The sequence below is a fragment of the Longimicrobium sp. genome, from assembly GCA_036377595.1.
In the GTDB taxonomy this organism is placed as follows: Bacteria; Gemmatimonadota; Gemmatimonadetes; order Longimicrobiales; family Longimicrobiaceae; genus Longimicrobium.
Genome location: DASUYB010000017.1, coordinates 75982 through 92972, shown reverse-complemented (window position 1 = coordinate 92972; position 16991 = coordinate 75982). Strand labels below are relative to the sequence as shown.

Sequence of the window (16991 nt, the reverse complement as noted above, 5' to 3'; positions counted from 1 at the left end):
AGAGGGCACAGAGGACACGGAGGAAAACGACCACCTCCTCTGTGCCCTCCGTGCCCTCTGTGAGAGACCTTCTGTTTTTCTCCGCGGCTCCGCGGCTCCGCGTGAGAAAATCACCAGTCGTGCTCGTCGCCGTCGCCGATGGGGGAGCCGGGGGGCGGGGCGAGGGGCTGGCGGCGCTCGCGCGTCTCCCACGGGCGGTCGAGGAAGCGGGCGATGTCGTCGGCCAGCAGCAGCTCGTGCGCGCGCTGCGGGGTGTCGGCGGAGAAGTTTCGCGCGCGGAAGGAGTCGCGCAGGCCGCGCAGCCGCTGCGCCGCCTCGGCGCGCACCTGCGGCATGGGCGCGTCCGCCGCCAGGTCCATCAGCCGCTCCACGAACGAGCGCTGGACGGCGCGCGCCAGCTCGCGGCGGTACGCGTCCTCGCCCGCGTCGGCGAACGCCGCGGCGGCCGCGCGGTCCAGCACCTCGCGCAGCCCGGGGAGCGACGGGTCGAGCGCGTGCTGCTCCACCAGCCGCGCCGCGCGCTGCGGGTCCAGCAGCAGCCCGAACGTCATGTCCGCCGCCGACGCCGCCGGCGACACCGCGTCGAACACCAGCCCGGTGTAGCGCGGGAAGAGCTCGCGGTGGCTCTCGAAGGTGAACGGCCGCGGCGGCAGCCGGTCGAGCACCGGCTTCGGCAGCGCCAGCTCCGCCGGCGCGACCGTGGCCAGCACGGCGGCCAGCGCGCGCCGCTGGTCGGCCGCGGGGACGGCGTGCGGCGGGTCCTGCCCATCGCCGCGCAGGTTGTAGGCGTACCACTGCCCGCCGATCATCTTGGTGGCCGCCTCGGCCTGGTAGCGGTGGTGGAGGTAGAGCGGCACCAGCACCTCCTCCATCGTGGCCAGCGGCATCCCCGCGCGGATCGACCGCTCGCCGAACCGCGCCAGCGCCGCGCGCCGCACCCCCATCACTCGCGCCAACTCGGTGGCCGCATCCACCCCGTTATCCCACAGGTGCGTCTGCGGGTGCGCGCTCCCCGTGGGCCGCGCGTCCTGGTCGGTCAGGAACAGCAGCCCCCGCCCGCGCGCCTCGGTGACGATGCGGTCCAGCGCCGCCGCCTCGTTCGTCCCCGGCGCGAAGTCCGCGTATCCCCAGGTGATCGCCACCTTGTCCCACGCGCCGATCCCCTCCGGATAGGCGTCGGACAGGTCGATGCGCCCGTCCGCCGTAAGCCGCGCCAGCGGATGGGGATAGTCCATCACCGACACGCGTCCTTCCGTGCTGGCGATGTAGTTGTGCGCCAGCCCCAGCGTGTGCCCCACCTCGTGCGCCGCCAGCTGGCGGATGCGCGCCAGCACCATCCGCTGCAGCTCCGCGGGGTTCTCGTCTCCGTTGATGTAGGGCGAGAGGAGGCCCTCGGCGATCAGCCAGTCCTGGCGGTCGCGCAGCGAGCCGAGCGACACGTGGCCCTTGATGATCTCGCCCGTGCGCGGATCGACCACGCTGGCGCCGTAGCTCCATCCCCGCGTGGCGCGGTGCACCCACTGGATGGTGTTGTAGCGCACGTCCATCGGGTCCGCGCCCTCGGGCACGATCTCCACCCGGAAGGCGTTGCGGTACCCCGCCGCCTCGAATGCCTGGTTCCACCAGCGCGCGCCCTCCAGCAGCGCCGTGCGGATCGGCTCCGGCGCGCCGCGGTCCACGTAGTACACGATCGGCTGCACCGGCTCGCTCACCGCCGCATTGGGGTCGCGCTTGCGGAGGCGGTGGCGGGAGATGAAGCGCTGCTCCAGCGGCGTCCCCATCGGCGCCGAGTAGTCGGCGTACTGGATGCCGAAGTACCCCGCGCGCGGGTCGCTCCGCCGGGGGACGTAGCCCTCCTCGGGCAGCTGCACGAACGAGTGGCGCTCGCGCACGGTGATGGCCTCGGGGGTGGGCGTCACGTCGCGCACCCACGGCCCGGGGTTGTCGCCGGTGAAGGTGAGCGTGACCTCGATCTCGCTGTTGCGCGGAAACGCTTTCAGATTCGGGAGATAGAAGGCGCTGCGGGTCGCGTCGAGCTTGTAGTCTCCCTGCCGCGCGCGCCTGAGCGTGGCGACCACGCCGTGCGCGTCGCGCAGCGCGAACTCCGTCGCGTCGACGAGCACGCGGCCGTCCGTCTCCGCGCCGACGGTGAAGCCCCAGAGCACGGACTGCGCGAACGAGTCCTCCACGTCGCGGCGCTCGTCGGCGTTGGTGGACGAGGCGCGGAAGTTCTGGTTGGGCTGCACCATCAGCACGCGCGGCCCGCTGCGCTCGAAGCGCACGATGCGCGTGTCGCCGAGCTGGCCGCGGTCCAGCCCCACGTCGTTGCTCCCCATCCCCGCGGGGAGCGACACCTGGTAGATCATCTCCGCGCCCGTGCGTGGGATCTCCATCCACAGCTTCCCGGCGCTCGCGTCCCAGTACAGCGGCAGGAACCCGTCCTTCTTCTCCATCCCCCGCGTCTTCTCGGCGATGGAGGGCACCGGCTGCTGCGCGCGCGCCGCCACCGGCGCGGCCATCAGCACCGCGCCGCAGAGGGCAAGTGCGATACGATTCATCGAAACGATGGGGATCGGGGAGGATCGGGAAGCAGACGCCAGGTTGCGGACGCGTTACAGCCTAGCAGCGCGCGGGGATGATGGCAAACAGGTGGGGATCGGGGTCACGGGCCGTCGCTCGACACCGTTCCGGTGTCATCCTGAGGGCGCGGGCACCGAAGCAGCGTTTCACACGATCTCCCGCGCGCCCGAAGGATCTGGCATGGCCGGCTGGATATCCGCTCCAAAGCGCCGGCATCTCCGCGGGGGCGAGCAGATCCTTCGGTCGGCGCCCAATGCCGGTGCGGACGAGGGTTCGGCGCGGCGCCTCTCTCAGGATGACATTTGGCGAGTGTATGTCCTTCTGATCTCCGATGGGAGTAGCCTATCAACGAATCCAGATCCCATTTCGTCCCGTCGCCGTAGGACATCTGTTTCCCACCGTTGCTTTCGGCGCAAAGCGTACGTATCGTGCGTACCGCGGCGCATCCGCGGCGCCGCAGGGCACCCCCGCCATCCACAGGAACATCCATGATGAGACCGGTTCCGGCGCTCGCGCTGGCGGCGCTCCTCCCCGCCGCGCTCGCGGCCCAGTCGCCGCAGATCAGCTACACGGAGGAAACGCTTCCCAACGGCCTGAAGGTCATCTACCACGTGGACCACTCCGCGCCGGTGGCGGCGGTGGACCTCTGGTACAACGTGGGGTCGAAGAACGAGGCGCCGGGCCGCACCGGCTTCGCGCACCTGTTCGAGCACATGATGTTCAAGGGCTCGCGCAACGTGCCCGACGGCCAGCACTTCGCGCTGCTCGAGGGCGCGGGCGCGCGGGCCGGCAACGACATCAACGGCACCACCAACTGGGACCGCACCAACTACTTCGAGCAGCTCCCGTCGAACCAGCTGGAGCTGGCCCTCTGGCTCGAAGCCGACCGGATGGGGACGCTGGCCGAGGTGCTGACCCCCGAGAAGCTCGACAACCAGCGCGACGTGGTGAAGAACGAGCGCCGGCAGAGCTACGACAACCAGCCGTACGGCACCTGGCTGGAGAAGATGCTGGGCTACGTCTATCCCGAGGCCCACCCGTACCACCACTCGGTGATCGGGAGCATGGAGGACCTTTCGGCCGCCTCGCCCGACGACGTGCGCTCCTTCTTCCGCACCTATTACGCGCCCAACAACGCCGTGCTGGTGGTGGCCGGCGACATCGACGTGAACCAGGCCAAGGCGCTGGTCCGCAAGCACTTCGGCGACATCCCGCGGCAGGCGCCGCCGCCGGCGCTGCGCGAGACGCGGCTGCCGCCGGTGATCGGCCGCGAGCAGCGCGAGGTGGTCCAGGACGCCAACGCGCCGGTGCCCGCCGTGTTCGTGGGCTACCGCGTCCCCTCGCAGCGCGACCCCAGGGCCGAGGCGGTGGAGGTGCTGGGCTCGATGCTGTCGGGGCGCTCGTCGACGCTGTACGAGTCGCTGGTGCGGCGCCAGGGCGTGGCCACCGGCGTGGGTACCTTCAACACCGGCCTGCTGGAGGGCGCCGACATGCTGATCGTGCGCGCCACCGGCAAGCCCGGCGCCAGCGCCGACAGCCTCGAGGCCGCCGTCCTGCGCGAGGTGGGGAACGTAATGGCGGGGCTCACCCAGGAGAGCCTGGACCGCGCCAAGGCGCAGCTGCGCTTCGCGTTCATCAACGGGCTGCAGACCACCGGCGGCTTCGGCGGCCGCGCCGACCTGCTGGCCGAGGGGTGGACCTACTTCCGCGACCCCAACTACGTGAACACGCGCGTGGCCGCCATCGACCGCGTGACGCTGGCCGACGTGCAGGCGCTGGCGCGCGAGCGGATGGTGCAGAGCAACCGCGTGATCCTGGTGTACGTGCCCAACCGCGCCCCGGCGGGCGCCCAACCCCGCACCCCCGGCGACCGATGAACCGCCTCCAGACCTTCTCGCTCGCGGCGGCCCTCCTCGCCGCCGCGCCGGCCGCGGCGCAGCACGGCACCACCCCGCCGCCGCCGGGACCGCTGCGCCCCTTCCAGGTGCCCGCGCCGCAGGAACTCACCCTTCCCAACGGGCTGCGCGTGGTGGTGGTGCGCCAGGCCGCGCTCCCCATCGTCAACGGCCGCATCATCGTCAAGTCCGGCGCCCTGTACGAGCCGGCCGACAAGAACGGCCTGGCCCAGCTCACCGCCTCGCTGCTGCGCGAGGGCGCGCAGGGGATCACCGCCAGCGAGATCGCCGCGCGGATGGAGCGCCTCGGCGCGCAGTTCCAGACCGGCGCGGGATACGCCAGCGCCTTCGCCAACGTGACGGCGCTCAAGCCGGTGTTCGCCGAGGCGCTGGCTCTGGCGGCGCGCACGGTCACCTCGCCCACCTTCCCGGAGAGCGAGTTCACCCGCGTGCGCACGCAGTCCATCGCCAATTACGCGCAGTTGCAGTCCACGGTCGAGGGGCTGAGCTACGAGGCGTTCACGCGCGCGCTCTACCAGCCGCAGGCGCCCTACTCGCGCCTCCCCGGCGGCACGCGCACCACGCTGGAGCGCATCACCCTGCAGGACGTACAGGACTGGCACCGCCGCATGTACTCGCCGTCGAACGCCCTCCTCCTGCTGGTGGGCGACCTGACGATGGACGAGGCGCGGCAGATGGCCACGCAGGCGCTGGGCGCGTGGAGCGGCCCGGCGGTTTCGCTTCCCGCCATCGCCAACCCCGCGCAGGCGGTGACGGGCACGCGGGTGATCCTGCTGGACCGCCCGGGCTCGGTGCAGTCGGGCGTGTACGTGGGGCAGACCGCCATCGGCTACGGCGACCCGGCGTACTTCGCCTTCACCGGGCTGTCGCAGGTGCTGGGCGGCGGCTTCAAGGCGCGGGCGAACATGAACCTGCGCGAGCGGCACGCGTGGACGTACGGCTCGTTCAGCAGCTTCAGCCCGCTGCAGGGCACCGGCACCTTCAACGTCAACGCGTCGGTGCGCACCAACGCCACCGACAGCGCCGTGGCCGAGCTGGTGAGGGAGTACCGCCGCATCGCCGCCGAGCCGGTGCCGGCCGACGAGCTGTCGTCGTCGCTGGCCAACGTGGTGGGCTCGTTCCCCAACTCCATCCAGACGGTGCAGGGGCTGTCGCAGCGCTTCGAGACGGCGCTGCTGTACGGGCTGCCGCTGAACTTCTGGAGCAGCTACCGCGAGCGGCTGGCGGCGGTCACCCCGGCGGACGTTTCGCGCGTCGGGCAGGGGACGCTGACGCCGAACGCCATCACCGTGGTCGTGGCGGGCGACCTGTCCAAGGTCGAGGCGCCCATCCGCGCGCTCAACCTGGGCACCGTCGAGGTGTGGGACGCGAACGGCAACAAGGTGCGCTGACCGCACCCCATCTCGGTTGACCGCACGCGGCGCGGGGGAGCATCTTCCCCCGCGCCGTTTGTTCTGGGGGATGAACCGATGGACCGCTGCGTGAGTCGGCGGAGCTCGATGCGCGCCGCCGGCCGCGCGCCCTCTCCCTGGCGCTTCGCGCCTGTCCCTCCCCCAAAACCGACTGGGGGAGGGACGGGAGCTCGCTTCGCTCGCGGCCACTCAGTGCGCAGCGATGCCACCTCCTCCGACCCTTATCCCCATACCCGAAGATCCATCTCGCCCGATGAAGCGCTCGTCCATCGCCCGCCGTCCGCACGCCTCCTCCCGATCGCCATCTCCACCACGTTGCTCGCGCTGCCGATGGGGACGGCACGGGGGAACATGGCCGCGCCGCCGGAGCCGCGGACGGTGAAGCACGGGTCGCAGCTGGGCGAGCCGGCCGGCGGGCTGCGCGACGTGTTCATCGAGCGCGAGACGCTGCACATCGACGTGCGCCCGCTCGCCAGGGGAAAGCCGGCGACGATCGAGGCCGTGTACCTCGTGCGCAACGACGGCCCCGCGCGCACGCTCGACCTCCTCTTCGTCGCGAACGGGCTCGCGGCCGGCACGTCGGCGGTGGCGGTGGACGGGAAATCCGTCCCATCGCAGCCCGGCGCCGCGGGGCCGCTCCCCGCGAGCTGGCAGCCGCCGGCCAGCACGCCCGACCCGGCGAGCGACTCCGCGGCCACGCTCCCGTACGAGCCGCGGAGCCGGGGCGCGCTGGCATTCCGCGTCACCCTCCCCGCGGGGCGACACGAGATCCGCGTCCGCTACCCGGCGGAGGCGAGCGCATATTCCCGGAACGACCTGACGCCGATCTGGCAGCTGGGCTACGTGCTGGCGCCCGCGCGCGACTGGGCGGGCTTCGGCACGCTCGACGTGCGCGTCGACTACCCGCGCGGCTGGACGGCGAAGAGCAGCCTGCCGCTCCGCCGCGACGACGGCGCGCTCACCGGCACCTTCCGCGGCGTCCCGGCGGACGCGCTCGCGCTGGCGGTGCAGAAGCCGGAGCCGGCGACGGGGTTCTGGTACGGGGTCTGGATGGCGCTCGTCCTGGCGGCGCTGGGGATCTGCGCGTGGGCGTCGTGGCGGCTGGGCCAGGCGCTGGGGCGGCGGGGGAAGAGCAGCGCGTGGGCGCTTCCCGCCACACTGGGGATGGTGCTGCTATGGACGATCGCCGCGTGCATCTCCTACTTCGGCGTCCCGGCGGTCGTGGAGTGGCGCGCGGGACCGCTCCCCGGCGAGTACGCGCTCCGCGCGATGCGGTACGGCTCCTGGTTCTTCCTGGCGCTGTTGATCCCCCTGATGCTCCTCCTCGGCATCGTCATCCTCCAGCTCGCCGCCTTCTTCGGCCGGCGCCGTACGTTCGTCCCGCCAAACGGCTCCTGATCCCCAGAAACCGGGGAGATCCTCGTCACCAAGAGAACCGACACCACCACCCGTCGCGCCCGCGGTCACGGACACGGCGATGATGGCGCCGCCCCGCCGCCCGCCGCCATGCCGATGGATTCCACCGGCGGGATGACCGACAGCACGGGCACCGGGGGCAACCCGCAGGACACGCTGATCAAGGTCGACAGCATGAAGAAGGCGCCCTGATCGACACGCAGCCGGCGGGAACGACGAAGGGGAGGCCCGCGCGGCCTCCCCTTCGTCGTCGTGGTTGGGCGATCCGCTCAGGGGCGCGCCCGGTCCTGCGCGGCGCGCTCGCGCTCCTGCCGCGCCCGCACGCGCTCCTGCTCCGTGCGCGTCCGTTCCTGGCGCGAGCGCAGGCGGTCCTGCTCGGTCCGCACGCGCCAGGTGCGCACCTCGGCGGGGTCCCAGCGCACGGACAGCTGCCGCCGCGCGCCGTCGCGGACCACCGACAGCCGCACCTCCTGCCCGCGGCCCGCGCGCGCGAACGCCTCGCGCAGGTCGCCCACCTCCGCCACCCGGCGGCCGTTCGCCTCGACCACCACGTCGCCCGCCTGCAGCCCGCCGCGCGCGGCCGGCGTCTGCGGACCGACCTGGAGCACCAGCAGCCCTTCGCTCGTGCGGAAGTAGCGGGCCAGCCCCGGGTTCATCTCCGCGAACTCGGCGCCGGCGATGGAGCGCGGGCCGAACTCGAACATGTAGGGGAGCATCCCGAAGTCGCCCTGCAGCTGCTCCCACTGCCGGCCGAGATCGCGGCTGACGCGGGGCCACGCGCGCACCACGCTGTCGCGCCACATCCGCATCACCGTGTCCATGCGGATCACGATGCTGTCGCCGTGGCGGCGGCCGATGTGCACGCGCAGCGAGTCCATCCGCGACAGCAGCGAGTCCATGTGGTCGGCCAGCGTGTCCATGTGGATGACGATGCGCTCGTCGCCCGGCGGCATCACGATCACCCCGCCGGGGAACTCGCCGCCGCCGGGGCCGCCGTACACCACGCGGCTGGGGCGCTGCGCGGCCACCAGCATGCGCTCCTCCTCGCGGCCCGAGCGGCGCACGCGCAGGCGCACGGTGTCGCCGCGGTCCAGGTGCTCGCGCAGGTCCTCCACCGCGTCCTCCGTCGCGGCGCGGCCGTTCAGCCGCACCACCACGTCGCCGGCGCGGATCCCGGCACGATCGGCGGGCGAGCCGGCGATCACCCGCTCCACCCGCGCCACCTGCGCGTCGTCGTCGTCGTGCGAGAACACGATCCCCATGTAGCCGGTGCCGCGGTCCTGCGCGCGGGCGGCGGCGGGAAGGATCACGGCCAGCGCAGCCGCCGCCAGCCAGGTACGAATCTTCACGTGTGCAGCTCCTGTGTGTATGCGGGTCAGAACCAGTCCTTGTCGGCCGCCGCCAGGTCGCGCCGCAGCGCCTCGCGCTCGCGCAGGGCGGCCATGTGGTAGCCGTTGATCACCGGGTCGCCGGGCGCGCGCTCCAGCGCCGCCCCCGTGGTGGCGATCATCCGCTCGAGCGCCGCCATCCGCGTTCCCGGGTCGGCGCCCGACGACGGGTCGGCGATGGCGGCGTAGCGCTGCAGCGCGGCCACCCACGCCTCCTCCGCCTCCTCCAGCTCCGCGCGGGCGCGCCGCACCGCGGGATCGGCCGGGCGTCTGACCGCCGGCGCGCCGCCGGTGGACGACGCCATCCGCGCGCCGTTGGGCGACGGGTCGACGGGCTCCACCACCAGCGGCCCGTCCACGCCGTTCGCGACGGGGACCGCGGAGACGGCGGGGGGACGCGCCACCATCGGCGGCCCCAGCGCCGGCTCGTTCGACGCCACGCGCGGCCCGGCGCCGGACGCGCGCAGCATCATCCCGATCGCCCCGCCGGCCACGAAGATGGCCACCGCCGCCGCGGCACGGAGGAACGACGTCCGCCGCCAGAGCGGGATCCGCGCGACGGCGATGCGCGGGACGTCGACGATCAGCCCCTCGGCGCGAAGCGCGGCCTCCAGCGCGGGCCACGCCCCGGCAGGCGCCTCGGGGTCTTCGAGCGCGCCGAGCGCCGCCGTCTGCGCGCGCATCTCGCCCAGCTCGCGCCGGCAGACCAGGCAGCTGGAGAGGTGCGCCGCCTCGTCGGCCAGCGGCGCCTCGTCCACCAGCCGGGCCAGCGCTTCCAGGGTCAGGTGTTGCATGCTTCCGCCTCCTCCATCCGTGCGGGCGCCGGGCTCAGCATCGCGCGCATCTTCGCCCGCGCCTTGAACAGCTGGCTCTTGCAGGTGCCGGGGTTGATCCCCAGCATCTCGCCGATCTCCTCGTGGGTGTAGCCTTCCACGTCGTGCAGCACCAGCACGCGGCGCATCCCCTCGGGAAGGCGTTCCATCGCCCGCTCCAGCTTCATGCGCAGGAGCGGATCGCCGGCGGCGCCGCGCGTGGCGAACGAGTCGTCGATGGCCGTCTCGCGCCCCGCCTTGCGCTCGCGGCCGCGGCGGCCGTGCAGCGCGCTGTTCACCGCCACCCGGTGCAGCCAGGTGGAGAACTGGCTGTCGCCGCGGAAGCCGGGGAGCGCGCGGATCACGCGCACCCACGCCTCCTGCGCCCAGTCCTCGGCCAGGGCGTCGTCGCCGGCCAGGCGCCGCACCACGGCGTACACGCGGCGCGCGTGTCGCTGGTACAGTGTCCGGATGGCGCCGCCGTCCCCCTGGCTGGCGAGTTGAACGAGCTCGTTGTCCTCCATGCGGCTCCGCGCGCGGTGTCCGGAGAGATGGATGCCGTGCGGTCGTAGAGGGTTGCCTCGGAAGGGAGTACGGAAGTCCTAAGTCCTAAAGTCCTAAGTCCTAACTGCTGAGTGCTGAGTGCTGAGAGGATGACGCTCGGCCGATCATCCCTCCCGCACAGTCCGCGAAGGCGGACTTCTTGAAGTTCCAGCGGCGGGTTTCAACCCGCCGGAGATTGCGGACGATGGCCAACAATGGCGGACGATCGCGGACAATGGCGAACCGCAGACGGCTGACGGGGGATGGCGGACCGGCCCGAAATTCCATCAGCCGCGCCGACGTCTCACCCGCCGGCTCACGATCCATGAAGTCGAGGGAGATGAATATAACATCGCGGAAGCGTCTTCTCCGCATCTCCCAACGTTTTGCGTGGTTCGGTGGTATAACTCGCAGCGACGCCGCGCACGGGGACGATTCCCCCGCCGCGCGGATTGAGGTCGAGACTGGATATCCCGAGCAGTGATATGAAGATCCACCCGCTTCTGCCTGCCGTCCTTGCGCTGCTGCTGGCGATCTCGCCCGTGGCGGCGCAAACGGGCGGCGCGGCGCAGCTGCAGCCCGGCGCGGAGCTGCTGGAGGAGCACGAGCAGCGCCCGCTCGAGACGCTGATGGAGGTGCGCCGCGAGCTGAACCTGACCGACGCGCAGATGGCCCGGCTGCAGCAGATCGCCGTGCGGCTGAACGAGACCAACCGCCCGCTGCGCGAGGAGCTGTTCCGCCAGTGGCAGGCGTACCGCGAGGAGCGCCGCGCCGAGCTGCTGCGCATGACGCCCGAGCAGCGGCAGGCCGAGCTGGCCCGCATCCGCGCGCAGGGCCGCCCGCCGGTGCCGCCCGAGTTGCGGCCGCTGGTGCAGCGCATCCGTGGCAACATCGCCGGCGCCATGCGCGAGGCGGGGACGGTGCTCACGCCGCAGCAGAAGGCGCGCGCCCGCGAGCTGGTCCGCGCCCGCGGCGGGCGCATGGGTCCGGGGCGCCCGGGGCGGGGCGCGCCGGGACGGCCCGGGATGGGGCGGCGCGGCAGGGTGCGCGCGGGACGGCCGTGAGCGCTGCCGGCGCGCCCCTGCGCGTGGAGCCCCCGCTCCGCGCCGTCCCCGCCACGCCCGACGACGAGCCGGCGCTGGTGGAGCGCGTCCGCGCCGGCGACGCGGCCGCGTTCGAGACGCTGGTCACCCGGTACATGCGCCGCGCCTTCGCGGTGGCGTACCGGGTGATGGGGCAAAAGGAGGACGCCGAGGACCTGGTGCAGGAGGCGTTCATGGCCGTCCTGCAGCGGATCGGGACGTTCGAGGCCGGGCGGCCGTTCGCGCCCTGGTTCTTCCGCATCCTCGTGAACCGCGGGCTGAACGCCCGCAAGGCGCGCTCGCTGCGCAGCGTGGACCAGATCCCCGATGCCACCCCCGCGCACGGGCCCACGCCCGAGCGCGAGGCCGAGCGCGGCGAACTGCGCGACCGGCTGCGGTCGGCGATGGGGGCGCTTCCCGAGCGCCAGCGGATCATCGTAGAATTGTTCGAGCTGGAGGGCTTCGGCGGGCCCGAGATCGCGGAGATCCTGGAGATCAGCGACGGGACCGTCCGGTGGCACCTGCACGAGGCGCGCAAGACGCTGAAGAAGGCGCTGGCGCCGTACGAAAGGAGTGCATAATGGAAAACTTCGATCGCGATCCCGGGCTGGCCGGCGCCCTGCGCGGCGCGTACGGCGAGGTGCCCGAGGTGGACTTCGACCGCCTGCGCGGCGCGGTGATGGCGCAGGCCGAGCTTCCGCTCGCCCGCCTGCGCCACGAGCGGCGCCGCACGCTCGGCGGACGCTTCCGCGCGCTGGCGCCGCTGGCCGCCGCCGCGGGGATCGCCGGCGCCGCGCTGGCGCTGACCGTCGGCTCCGGCCCCACGCACCCGCGCGAGGTCTCGGCCGCCGACCGCCAGCAGGTGGAGCAGATCCTGGACGAGTCCGTCCCCGACCTGGGCGAGCTCGTCTCCGGCCAGTCCGGCGGCGAGGAGATGCTGAACGCGGCGATCGGCTCGTAACCCGGATCGCCGGACGACAGACAAGCCCCCACGGATCCGATGCGGATCCGCGGGGGCTTTCGCGTGACAGGTGTCTTTCATATCGCGGCGGGGTTTCGACGGGCGGGTAAACCCGCGGCTGGAACATTGGGAAGCCTGCTGCGCAGGCTGTGCTCCGCTCAGCCCGGCCCAAGGACGCAGTTGAAGCCTCGCGCAGGCGGCGCCGAACCGGGCGCGGATTGCGTGCCTCGGGGTGTCGCTTTCCAGCAGCGCAACGTCGTGCACGTGCCACCAGCCACGCCGGCCGCCGGCGACCCGATCCGCGAGCGGAACACCGGCGTCTCGTCGCGCAGCCTCGCGCAGGCGGGGTGCGGATTGGCCTTGAACGCGGGACTGGCCAGGTCGAGTCGGAGCGGAATCGTAATCGGGAGCATCGTCCTGCGCTGGAGATGGCCACGGGCCGCCGTACGATCCGCGTCGCGGAAGGGGTTGCGCCGCTCACCTCCATCTGCGGAGCACCATTGCCCTACCCACCGGGGGCACTCCCTTTGCGTTGTCCTTCGGCCCCCCAAACGCCCCCGATGGAGCGGAGAGGGTAAGAAGCTGCGTCCCGGCGTCACCGGCGAGGAGGAGCGATGGCTCAACGCACCCACGCGCGGACCCATGGTGCCGAGCGCGGACTCAATCGTTTCGAGGGGTTCAGCGACGCGGTTTTCGCAATCGCGCTGACCCTGTTGATCGTCGAGACCAAGGTCCCCGGATCTCCCGACGGCCCGCACGGCTACAGCGATCTGGCGAGGGCCATGGCCGAGCAGTGGCGCGAACATCTCGCGTTGGTAGTCTGCTATGTCGTGATCGGCGCCTACTGGCTGCAGCACCATTATTCGGGCCGCATCTACGCCAAGAGCGATCACTGGTTCAGCGCGATCAACCTCCTGTTCCTGCTGGCCATCGTCGTCATCCCCTATCCCGTCCGCGTCTGGTGCTTCCACCTCGGCACGCGCTTCGAGCCCGTCGCGTCGGTGACCCTGGTTGCCGGCCTCGCCCTGACCGCCTGCACCTGGATGGGCAAGTGGTTCTACGGGATGGCGGGCCGCCGGGTGATGGACGAACGGCTCGCACCCGATTTCCTCCAGCAGATGACGCGCCGCTACGGCATTGCGACGCTGATCCAGATCGCCGCAGTTCCGGTCGCGGTCGCGGCGCCGCGCGTCGGAGTGGCCATCGCGCTACTGTGCGTCGCCTTCTTCCTGCTGCCGCAGCCCAAGCCGCGCTACAAGCCCGGAGAGGAGCCGAGCGAGGAGGAGAAATCGAAAGAGTAGCGGTTGCGCCAGGTTGATCCAGAAGCAGTAGCCGAAGACGAGGAGAAACCCGGACAAGCGCGCAGCACTGATCGGCGTTCCTGAACCGCTTCGCCATCGGGGCGGTGACTGGTATGGCAGTGGGAGCGCTGCAGGTGAGCAACGCCCCGCCGTGGCTGCCCGGGCTGGCGATCGGCGTCCTGATCGGCGCCGCGGACGCGGTGATCACCTCTGCGAGGCTTTCCAATGTTCCAGCCGCGGCTTCAGCCATCCGTCCCCTCGCGGACCTGCTGCCCGATGCGGATCTTGTTGCACATCAAGCGGGTAGACGGCACGTGCAACGGCGGAGGGCCGCCGGGGCGGCGGATCGATCACCGATCCGCATCACCATGGATGGGAGCAGACGCAGGATGAGGAAGACGACGTTCGCACTGGCCGCGCTGGCGGCCTTCGCCGCGGCGCCGACGCTGCACGCGCAGTCGGGGTTCGCGCTGAAAGGGCACTACGTGTTCAACGAGACCAACGTGCGCGACAGCCAGGACTCCGGCTTCAGCGACGTTCCGTCGCCCGACGGGTTCAGCATCGGCGCGGAATACGTGCTGCCCATCGGCATCGGCGTGGGCCTCAGCGCCTACACCGAGGGAAAGGCCACCGACGTGAACACCGAGACCACCAGCTTCTCGGTGCTGGCCGAGGCCAACTACTTCGCGAAGATCCCCGTCCTCCCCATCCGCCCCTATGCGGGCGTGCACGCGGGGATCGGCCGCTACACCATCGAGGATGTCACCTCCGGCGAGGCGTCGCCGAAGGTCGAGGACAGCCGCACCCAGCTCGGCTTCCAGCTGGGGCTGCGCATGCAGCTCACCAAGCTGATCGGCGTCGACGGCCAGTACCGGCACGTGAGCGACTCGGCGTCGAAGAGCCAGAGCCCGGACCTGGAGCGCAACCAGTTCATGCTCGGCGTGACGCTGTTCTGATCGCGGACCCCACCGCATCTCCACGAGCCCGCCTCCGCCCCGCGCGGAGGCGGGCTCGCGCGTTCGCGTGACTCGCGCTAGACTGGCGTGGATTCGTGGTTCGAGTCCCACCCTCGACACCCAACTCCGTTGCACATTCGAAATCTTGCCGTCGCCGCCGCGCTCGCGGCCGCCGCGCCGTTGCGCGCGCAGACCGATACCACCACCACGCCGATCCAGGACAACAGCTTCCTCGTGGAGGAGGCGTACAACCAGGAGCGCGGCGTGGTGCAGCACATCAGCAACTTCGTGCGCGACCGCGGCGGCGACTGGTCGTACACGCTCACCCAGGAGTGGCCGCTCTGGGGTCAGGCGCACCAGCTCAGCTACACCCTCCCCCTCGCGCACGCCGCGGGCGAGACGGGGATCGGCGACATCTTCGTCAACTACCGCTACCAGCTGGTGGGGGATGGAGATGCGGCGCTCGCCGTCTCGCCGCGCCTGAGCGTGATCCTCCCCACGGGCGACGAGGAGCGGGGATTCGGCAGCGGCGGCGTGGGCTTCCAGGGCGCGGTGCCGGTGAGCGTGGTGCTGGTGAAGGATCGTCTCGTCGCGCACTCCAACGCGGGCGTCACGTGGACGCCGAAGGCGAGGGACACGATCGGCAACGAGGCGGCGACGACCTCCGTCTACCTCGCGCAGAGCGCCGTGTGGCTGGTGCGGCCGATGTTCAACCTCTTCGTCGAGGGCGTCTGGTCGCGCGACCAGTCCGTCGTCGGACCGGACGCGACGGAATCGGGGAACAGCGCCACCATCTCGCCCGGCGTGCGGTTCGGGTGGAACCTGCCGGGCGGGCTGCAGATCGTCCCCGGCGTGGCCGTCCCCTTCGGCGTGGGCCCCAGCCGCGGCGAGCGCGCGATCTTCCTCTATCTCAGCCTCGAGCACCCGTTCGCGCGCACCGGCCGATAGCCTCGGAAGGATGCAGAACGCCCCCGCGCCGATCGAGGCGCGGGGGCGTTCCGCATGCTGTCGTGCAGCCGCAAGTATGGATCCTTCGGTCGCTTAGGCTCCCTCAGGATGACGTCCTTGTGGTGATACTCCTCTGACGGCCGACCTCGCGAAGACGCTGAATCGAAGTCCGCGAAGGCGGACTGCGTGTGGTTGTAGCCGCGAGTTCACTCGCATCGTCCCATCCCCTGCATCGCCCGACAACGCTAAGGGTTCGGGTACGGCGGGGGGACGATCATCCCGGCGCGGTTCACGGGCGGGCGGATCTTCACGTCCTTCTCGTCTTCCACCACCTCGCGCTGCGTCCAGCGAAAGTAGACGGCGGTGATGGCGATCCACAGCACCAGTCCCCCCGGCACCCACATGATCACCCCGCCCAGCCGCTGGTCGTCGAGCGGGTTGATGCCGAAGATGCGCGGCGCCTGCACGTACCACTGGTAGAGCGGCGTGCCCGAGAAGGTGATCAGCGCCGCCGAGATCATCATCGGGATGCCGACCAGGAAGAGGTAGACCATCTGCAGCGGCGGCGCGATCCGCGGCAGCTCCGGCAGCGGGCTCATCACCGGCCACCACATGATCACCCCCGTCACCATGATCATCAGGTGCATGGTGATGTGGACGGCGTGGTGCCGCATCATCAGGTCGTACGGCCCGGGAAAGTGCCAAGCCAGGAAGATCACGTTGTTCAGCGAGAACGCGATCAGCGGCAGCGTGAGCGCGCGGGCCACGGCGAGCACCGGGCGGGGCTTCAGCGCGGGCCGCAGCAGCCAGTCGGGGATCCCGGCCAGCAGGAACGGCGGCATCAGCAGGATCAGCACCAGGTGCTGCACCATGTGCGCGCTGAACAGGTAGTAGTCGGAGATCTCGTGCAGCGGCCCCTGCAGCGACAGCAGCATCGCCGCCAGGGCGAACGAGAAGCTGGCCACCTGCCGCGGCGTGGCCGGCTTCGACCCCGGGAAGCGATGGCGCAGCGGGCCGATGCAGAGGAAGTAGAGGGCGGCGAAGAGGAGCCACCCCACCATGAAGCTCGGGTACAGCTTCCACACCCGCCAGTCGAACGACTGCGCGTGCAGCAGGGCCAGGGTGGATACCGCGTTCATCGACTGCATGCTCCTCGAAGGTCCCTCGAAACTCGTCCCGGCAGATACGGGAGAAGGGACAGCCCGCCATCACCCCGGCAGGCTGTCCCCCGTCCCCTGTACCCTCTCCCCCGCCGTCAGTGCGCCGCCGGGGCGCCCACCGGGGTCTGGGTGGCGGCCGCGTCCATCTGCGGGCGCAGCTCCATCTCGCCGTGGAGCTGCGTGGCCTCGCCGTGCACCACGTGGAAGAGCAGGATCATCCCGCCGATGACCAGGCAGCCCAGCACCGCGGGGAACACGAAGATCCCGGTGAAGAGCTTGTTGTCGAACTTCAGGTGCATGTAGTACGCGACCACGCTGAAGAACTTGGCCGCGCTCAGCACCAGGATGATGGCCGCCGCCGCGCCGCCCGAGTACCACCCCTTGGTCTCGCCGATGTAGCCCACGATCTCCAGCGCGGTGAACACCAGGAGGATGACCCCGATCACCCCGTAGAAGCGCCACCCGGGGTGCGCGTGCTGGTCGTGCACGATCTCGCGCGTTTCGCTCGTCATCACG

General features: G+C 71.4%; 15 protein-coding genes. 9 read left to right on the top strand and 6 right to left on the bottom strand.

All coding sequences use genetic code 11. The features are described from left to right. Window positions 1-110 precede the first annotated feature (110 nt). Window positions 111-2558, bottom strand: a complete 2448-nt coding sequence (locus VF092_03120; protein HEX6746281.1) for a zinc-dependent metalloprotease — start codon at window positions 2556-2558, stop codon at window positions 111-113. A gap of 513 nt (window positions 2559-3071) precedes the next feature. Here VF092_03120 and VF092_03115 point away from each other — a divergent pair. The 3 genes from VF092_03115 to VF092_03105 all read left to right on the top strand — a co-directional run bounded on the left by VF092_03115 (window position 3072) and on the right by VF092_03105 (window position 7306). Beyond that, the gene (locus tag VF092_03115) at window positions 3072-4457 is read left to right on the top strand and encodes a pitrilysin family protein (GenBank protein HEX6746280.1); all 1386 of its coding nucleotides are present in this window, start codon (window positions 3072-3074) and stop codon (window positions 4455-4457) included. Next, on the top strand, window positions 4454-5887 hold the full coding sequence (locus VF092_03110) for a pitrilysin family protein (GenBank protein ID HEX6746279.1): 1434 nt from the start codon (window positions 4454-4456) through the stop codon (window positions 5885-5887). The genes VF092_03115 and VF092_03110 overlap by 4 nt, the downstream gene beginning before the upstream one ends. 336 nt (window positions 5888-6223) lie before the next feature. Further along, complete coding sequence (locus VF092_03105) at window positions 6224-7306, top strand: hypothetical protein (GenBank protein HEX6746278.1); 1083 nt, start codon at window positions 6224-6226, stop codon at window positions 7304-7306. 287 nt (window positions 7307-7593) lie between these two features. On the opposite strand, the gene VF092_03100 is transcribed toward VF092_03105, so the two are convergent. Genes VF092_03100 through VF092_03090 form a run of 3 tightly spaced genes read right to left on the bottom strand, consistent with a single transcriptional unit; the run spans window position 7594 to window position 10048 of the window. Further along, complete coding sequence (locus VF092_03100) at window positions 7594-8673, bottom strand: PDZ domain-containing protein (protein HEX6746277.1); 1080 nt, start codon at window positions 8671-8673, stop codon at window positions 7594-7596. Window positions 8674-8699: 26 nt separating this feature from the next. Next, entirely contained in the window at window positions 8700-9506 is an 807-nt protein-coding gene (locus tag VF092_03095; GenBank protein ID HEX6746276.1) for a hypothetical protein, read from the bottom strand. Beyond that, window positions 9494-10048 (bottom strand): sigma-70 family RNA polymerase sigma factor, encoded by a 555-nt coding sequence (locus tag VF092_03090; GenBank protein ID HEX6746275.1) that lies wholly within the window; start codon window positions 10046-10048, stop codon window positions 9494-9496. Before VF092_03090 ends, VF092_03095 begins: the two co-directional genes overlap by 13 nt. A gap of 504 nt (window positions 10049-10552) precedes the next feature. Between VF092_03090 and VF092_03085 the strand changes: the two genes are divergently transcribed. From VF092_03085 to VF092_03060, 6 genes are all read left to right on the top strand, one after another. After that, window positions 10553-11131 carry a hypothetical protein gene (locus VF092_03085; GenBank protein HEX6746274.1) on the top strand — a complete coding sequence of 193 codons (579 nt, stop codon included), beginning with the start codon at window positions 10553-10555 and terminating at the stop codon, window positions 11129-11131. Next, window positions 11128-11730: a sigma-70 family RNA polymerase sigma factor gene (locus tag VF092_03080; protein ID HEX6746273.1), complete on the top strand. Its 603-nt coding sequence runs from the start codon at window positions 11128-11130 to the stop codon at window positions 11728-11730. Before VF092_03085 ends, VF092_03080 begins: the two co-directional genes overlap by 4 nt. Next, entirely contained in the window at window positions 11730-12110 is a 381-nt protein-coding gene (locus VF092_03075) for a hypothetical protein (protein ID HEX6746272.1), read from the top strand. The genes VF092_03080 and VF092_03075 overlap by 1 nt, the downstream gene beginning before the upstream one ends. Window positions 12111-12724: 614 nt before the next feature. Beyond that, window positions 12725-13411, top strand: a complete 687-nt coding sequence (locus VF092_03070) for a TMEM175 family protein (GenBank protein HEX6746271.1) — start codon at window positions 12725-12727, stop codon at window positions 13409-13411. Window positions 13412-13800: 389 nt separating this feature from the next. Next, the gene (locus VF092_03065) at window positions 13801-14367 is read left to right on the top strand and encodes an outer membrane beta-barrel protein (GenBank protein ID HEX6746270.1); all 567 of its coding nucleotides are present in this window, start codon (window positions 13801-13803) and stop codon (window positions 14365-14367) included. A 129-nt stretch (window positions 14368-14496) separates the two neighbouring features. Further along, window positions 14497-15315: a transporter gene (locus tag VF092_03060; protein ID HEX6746269.1), complete on the top strand. Its 819-nt coding sequence runs from the start codon at window positions 14497-14499 to the stop codon at window positions 15313-15315. Between the two features lie 245 nt (window positions 15316-15560). On the opposite strand, the gene VF092_03055 is transcribed toward VF092_03060, so the two are convergent. After that, on the bottom strand, window positions 15561-16454 hold the full coding sequence (locus tag VF092_03055; protein ID HEX6746268.1) for a cytochrome c oxidase assembly protein: 894 nt from the start codon (window positions 16452-16454) through the stop codon (window positions 15561-15563). Window positions 16455-16570: 116 nt separating this feature from the next. Then, window positions 16571-16987, bottom strand: coding sequence for a cytochrome C oxidase subunit IV family protein (locus VF092_03050; protein HEX6746267.1), 417 nt, complete (start codon window positions 16985-16987; stop codon window positions 16571-16573). Window positions 16988-16991 lie beyond the last annotated feature (4 nt).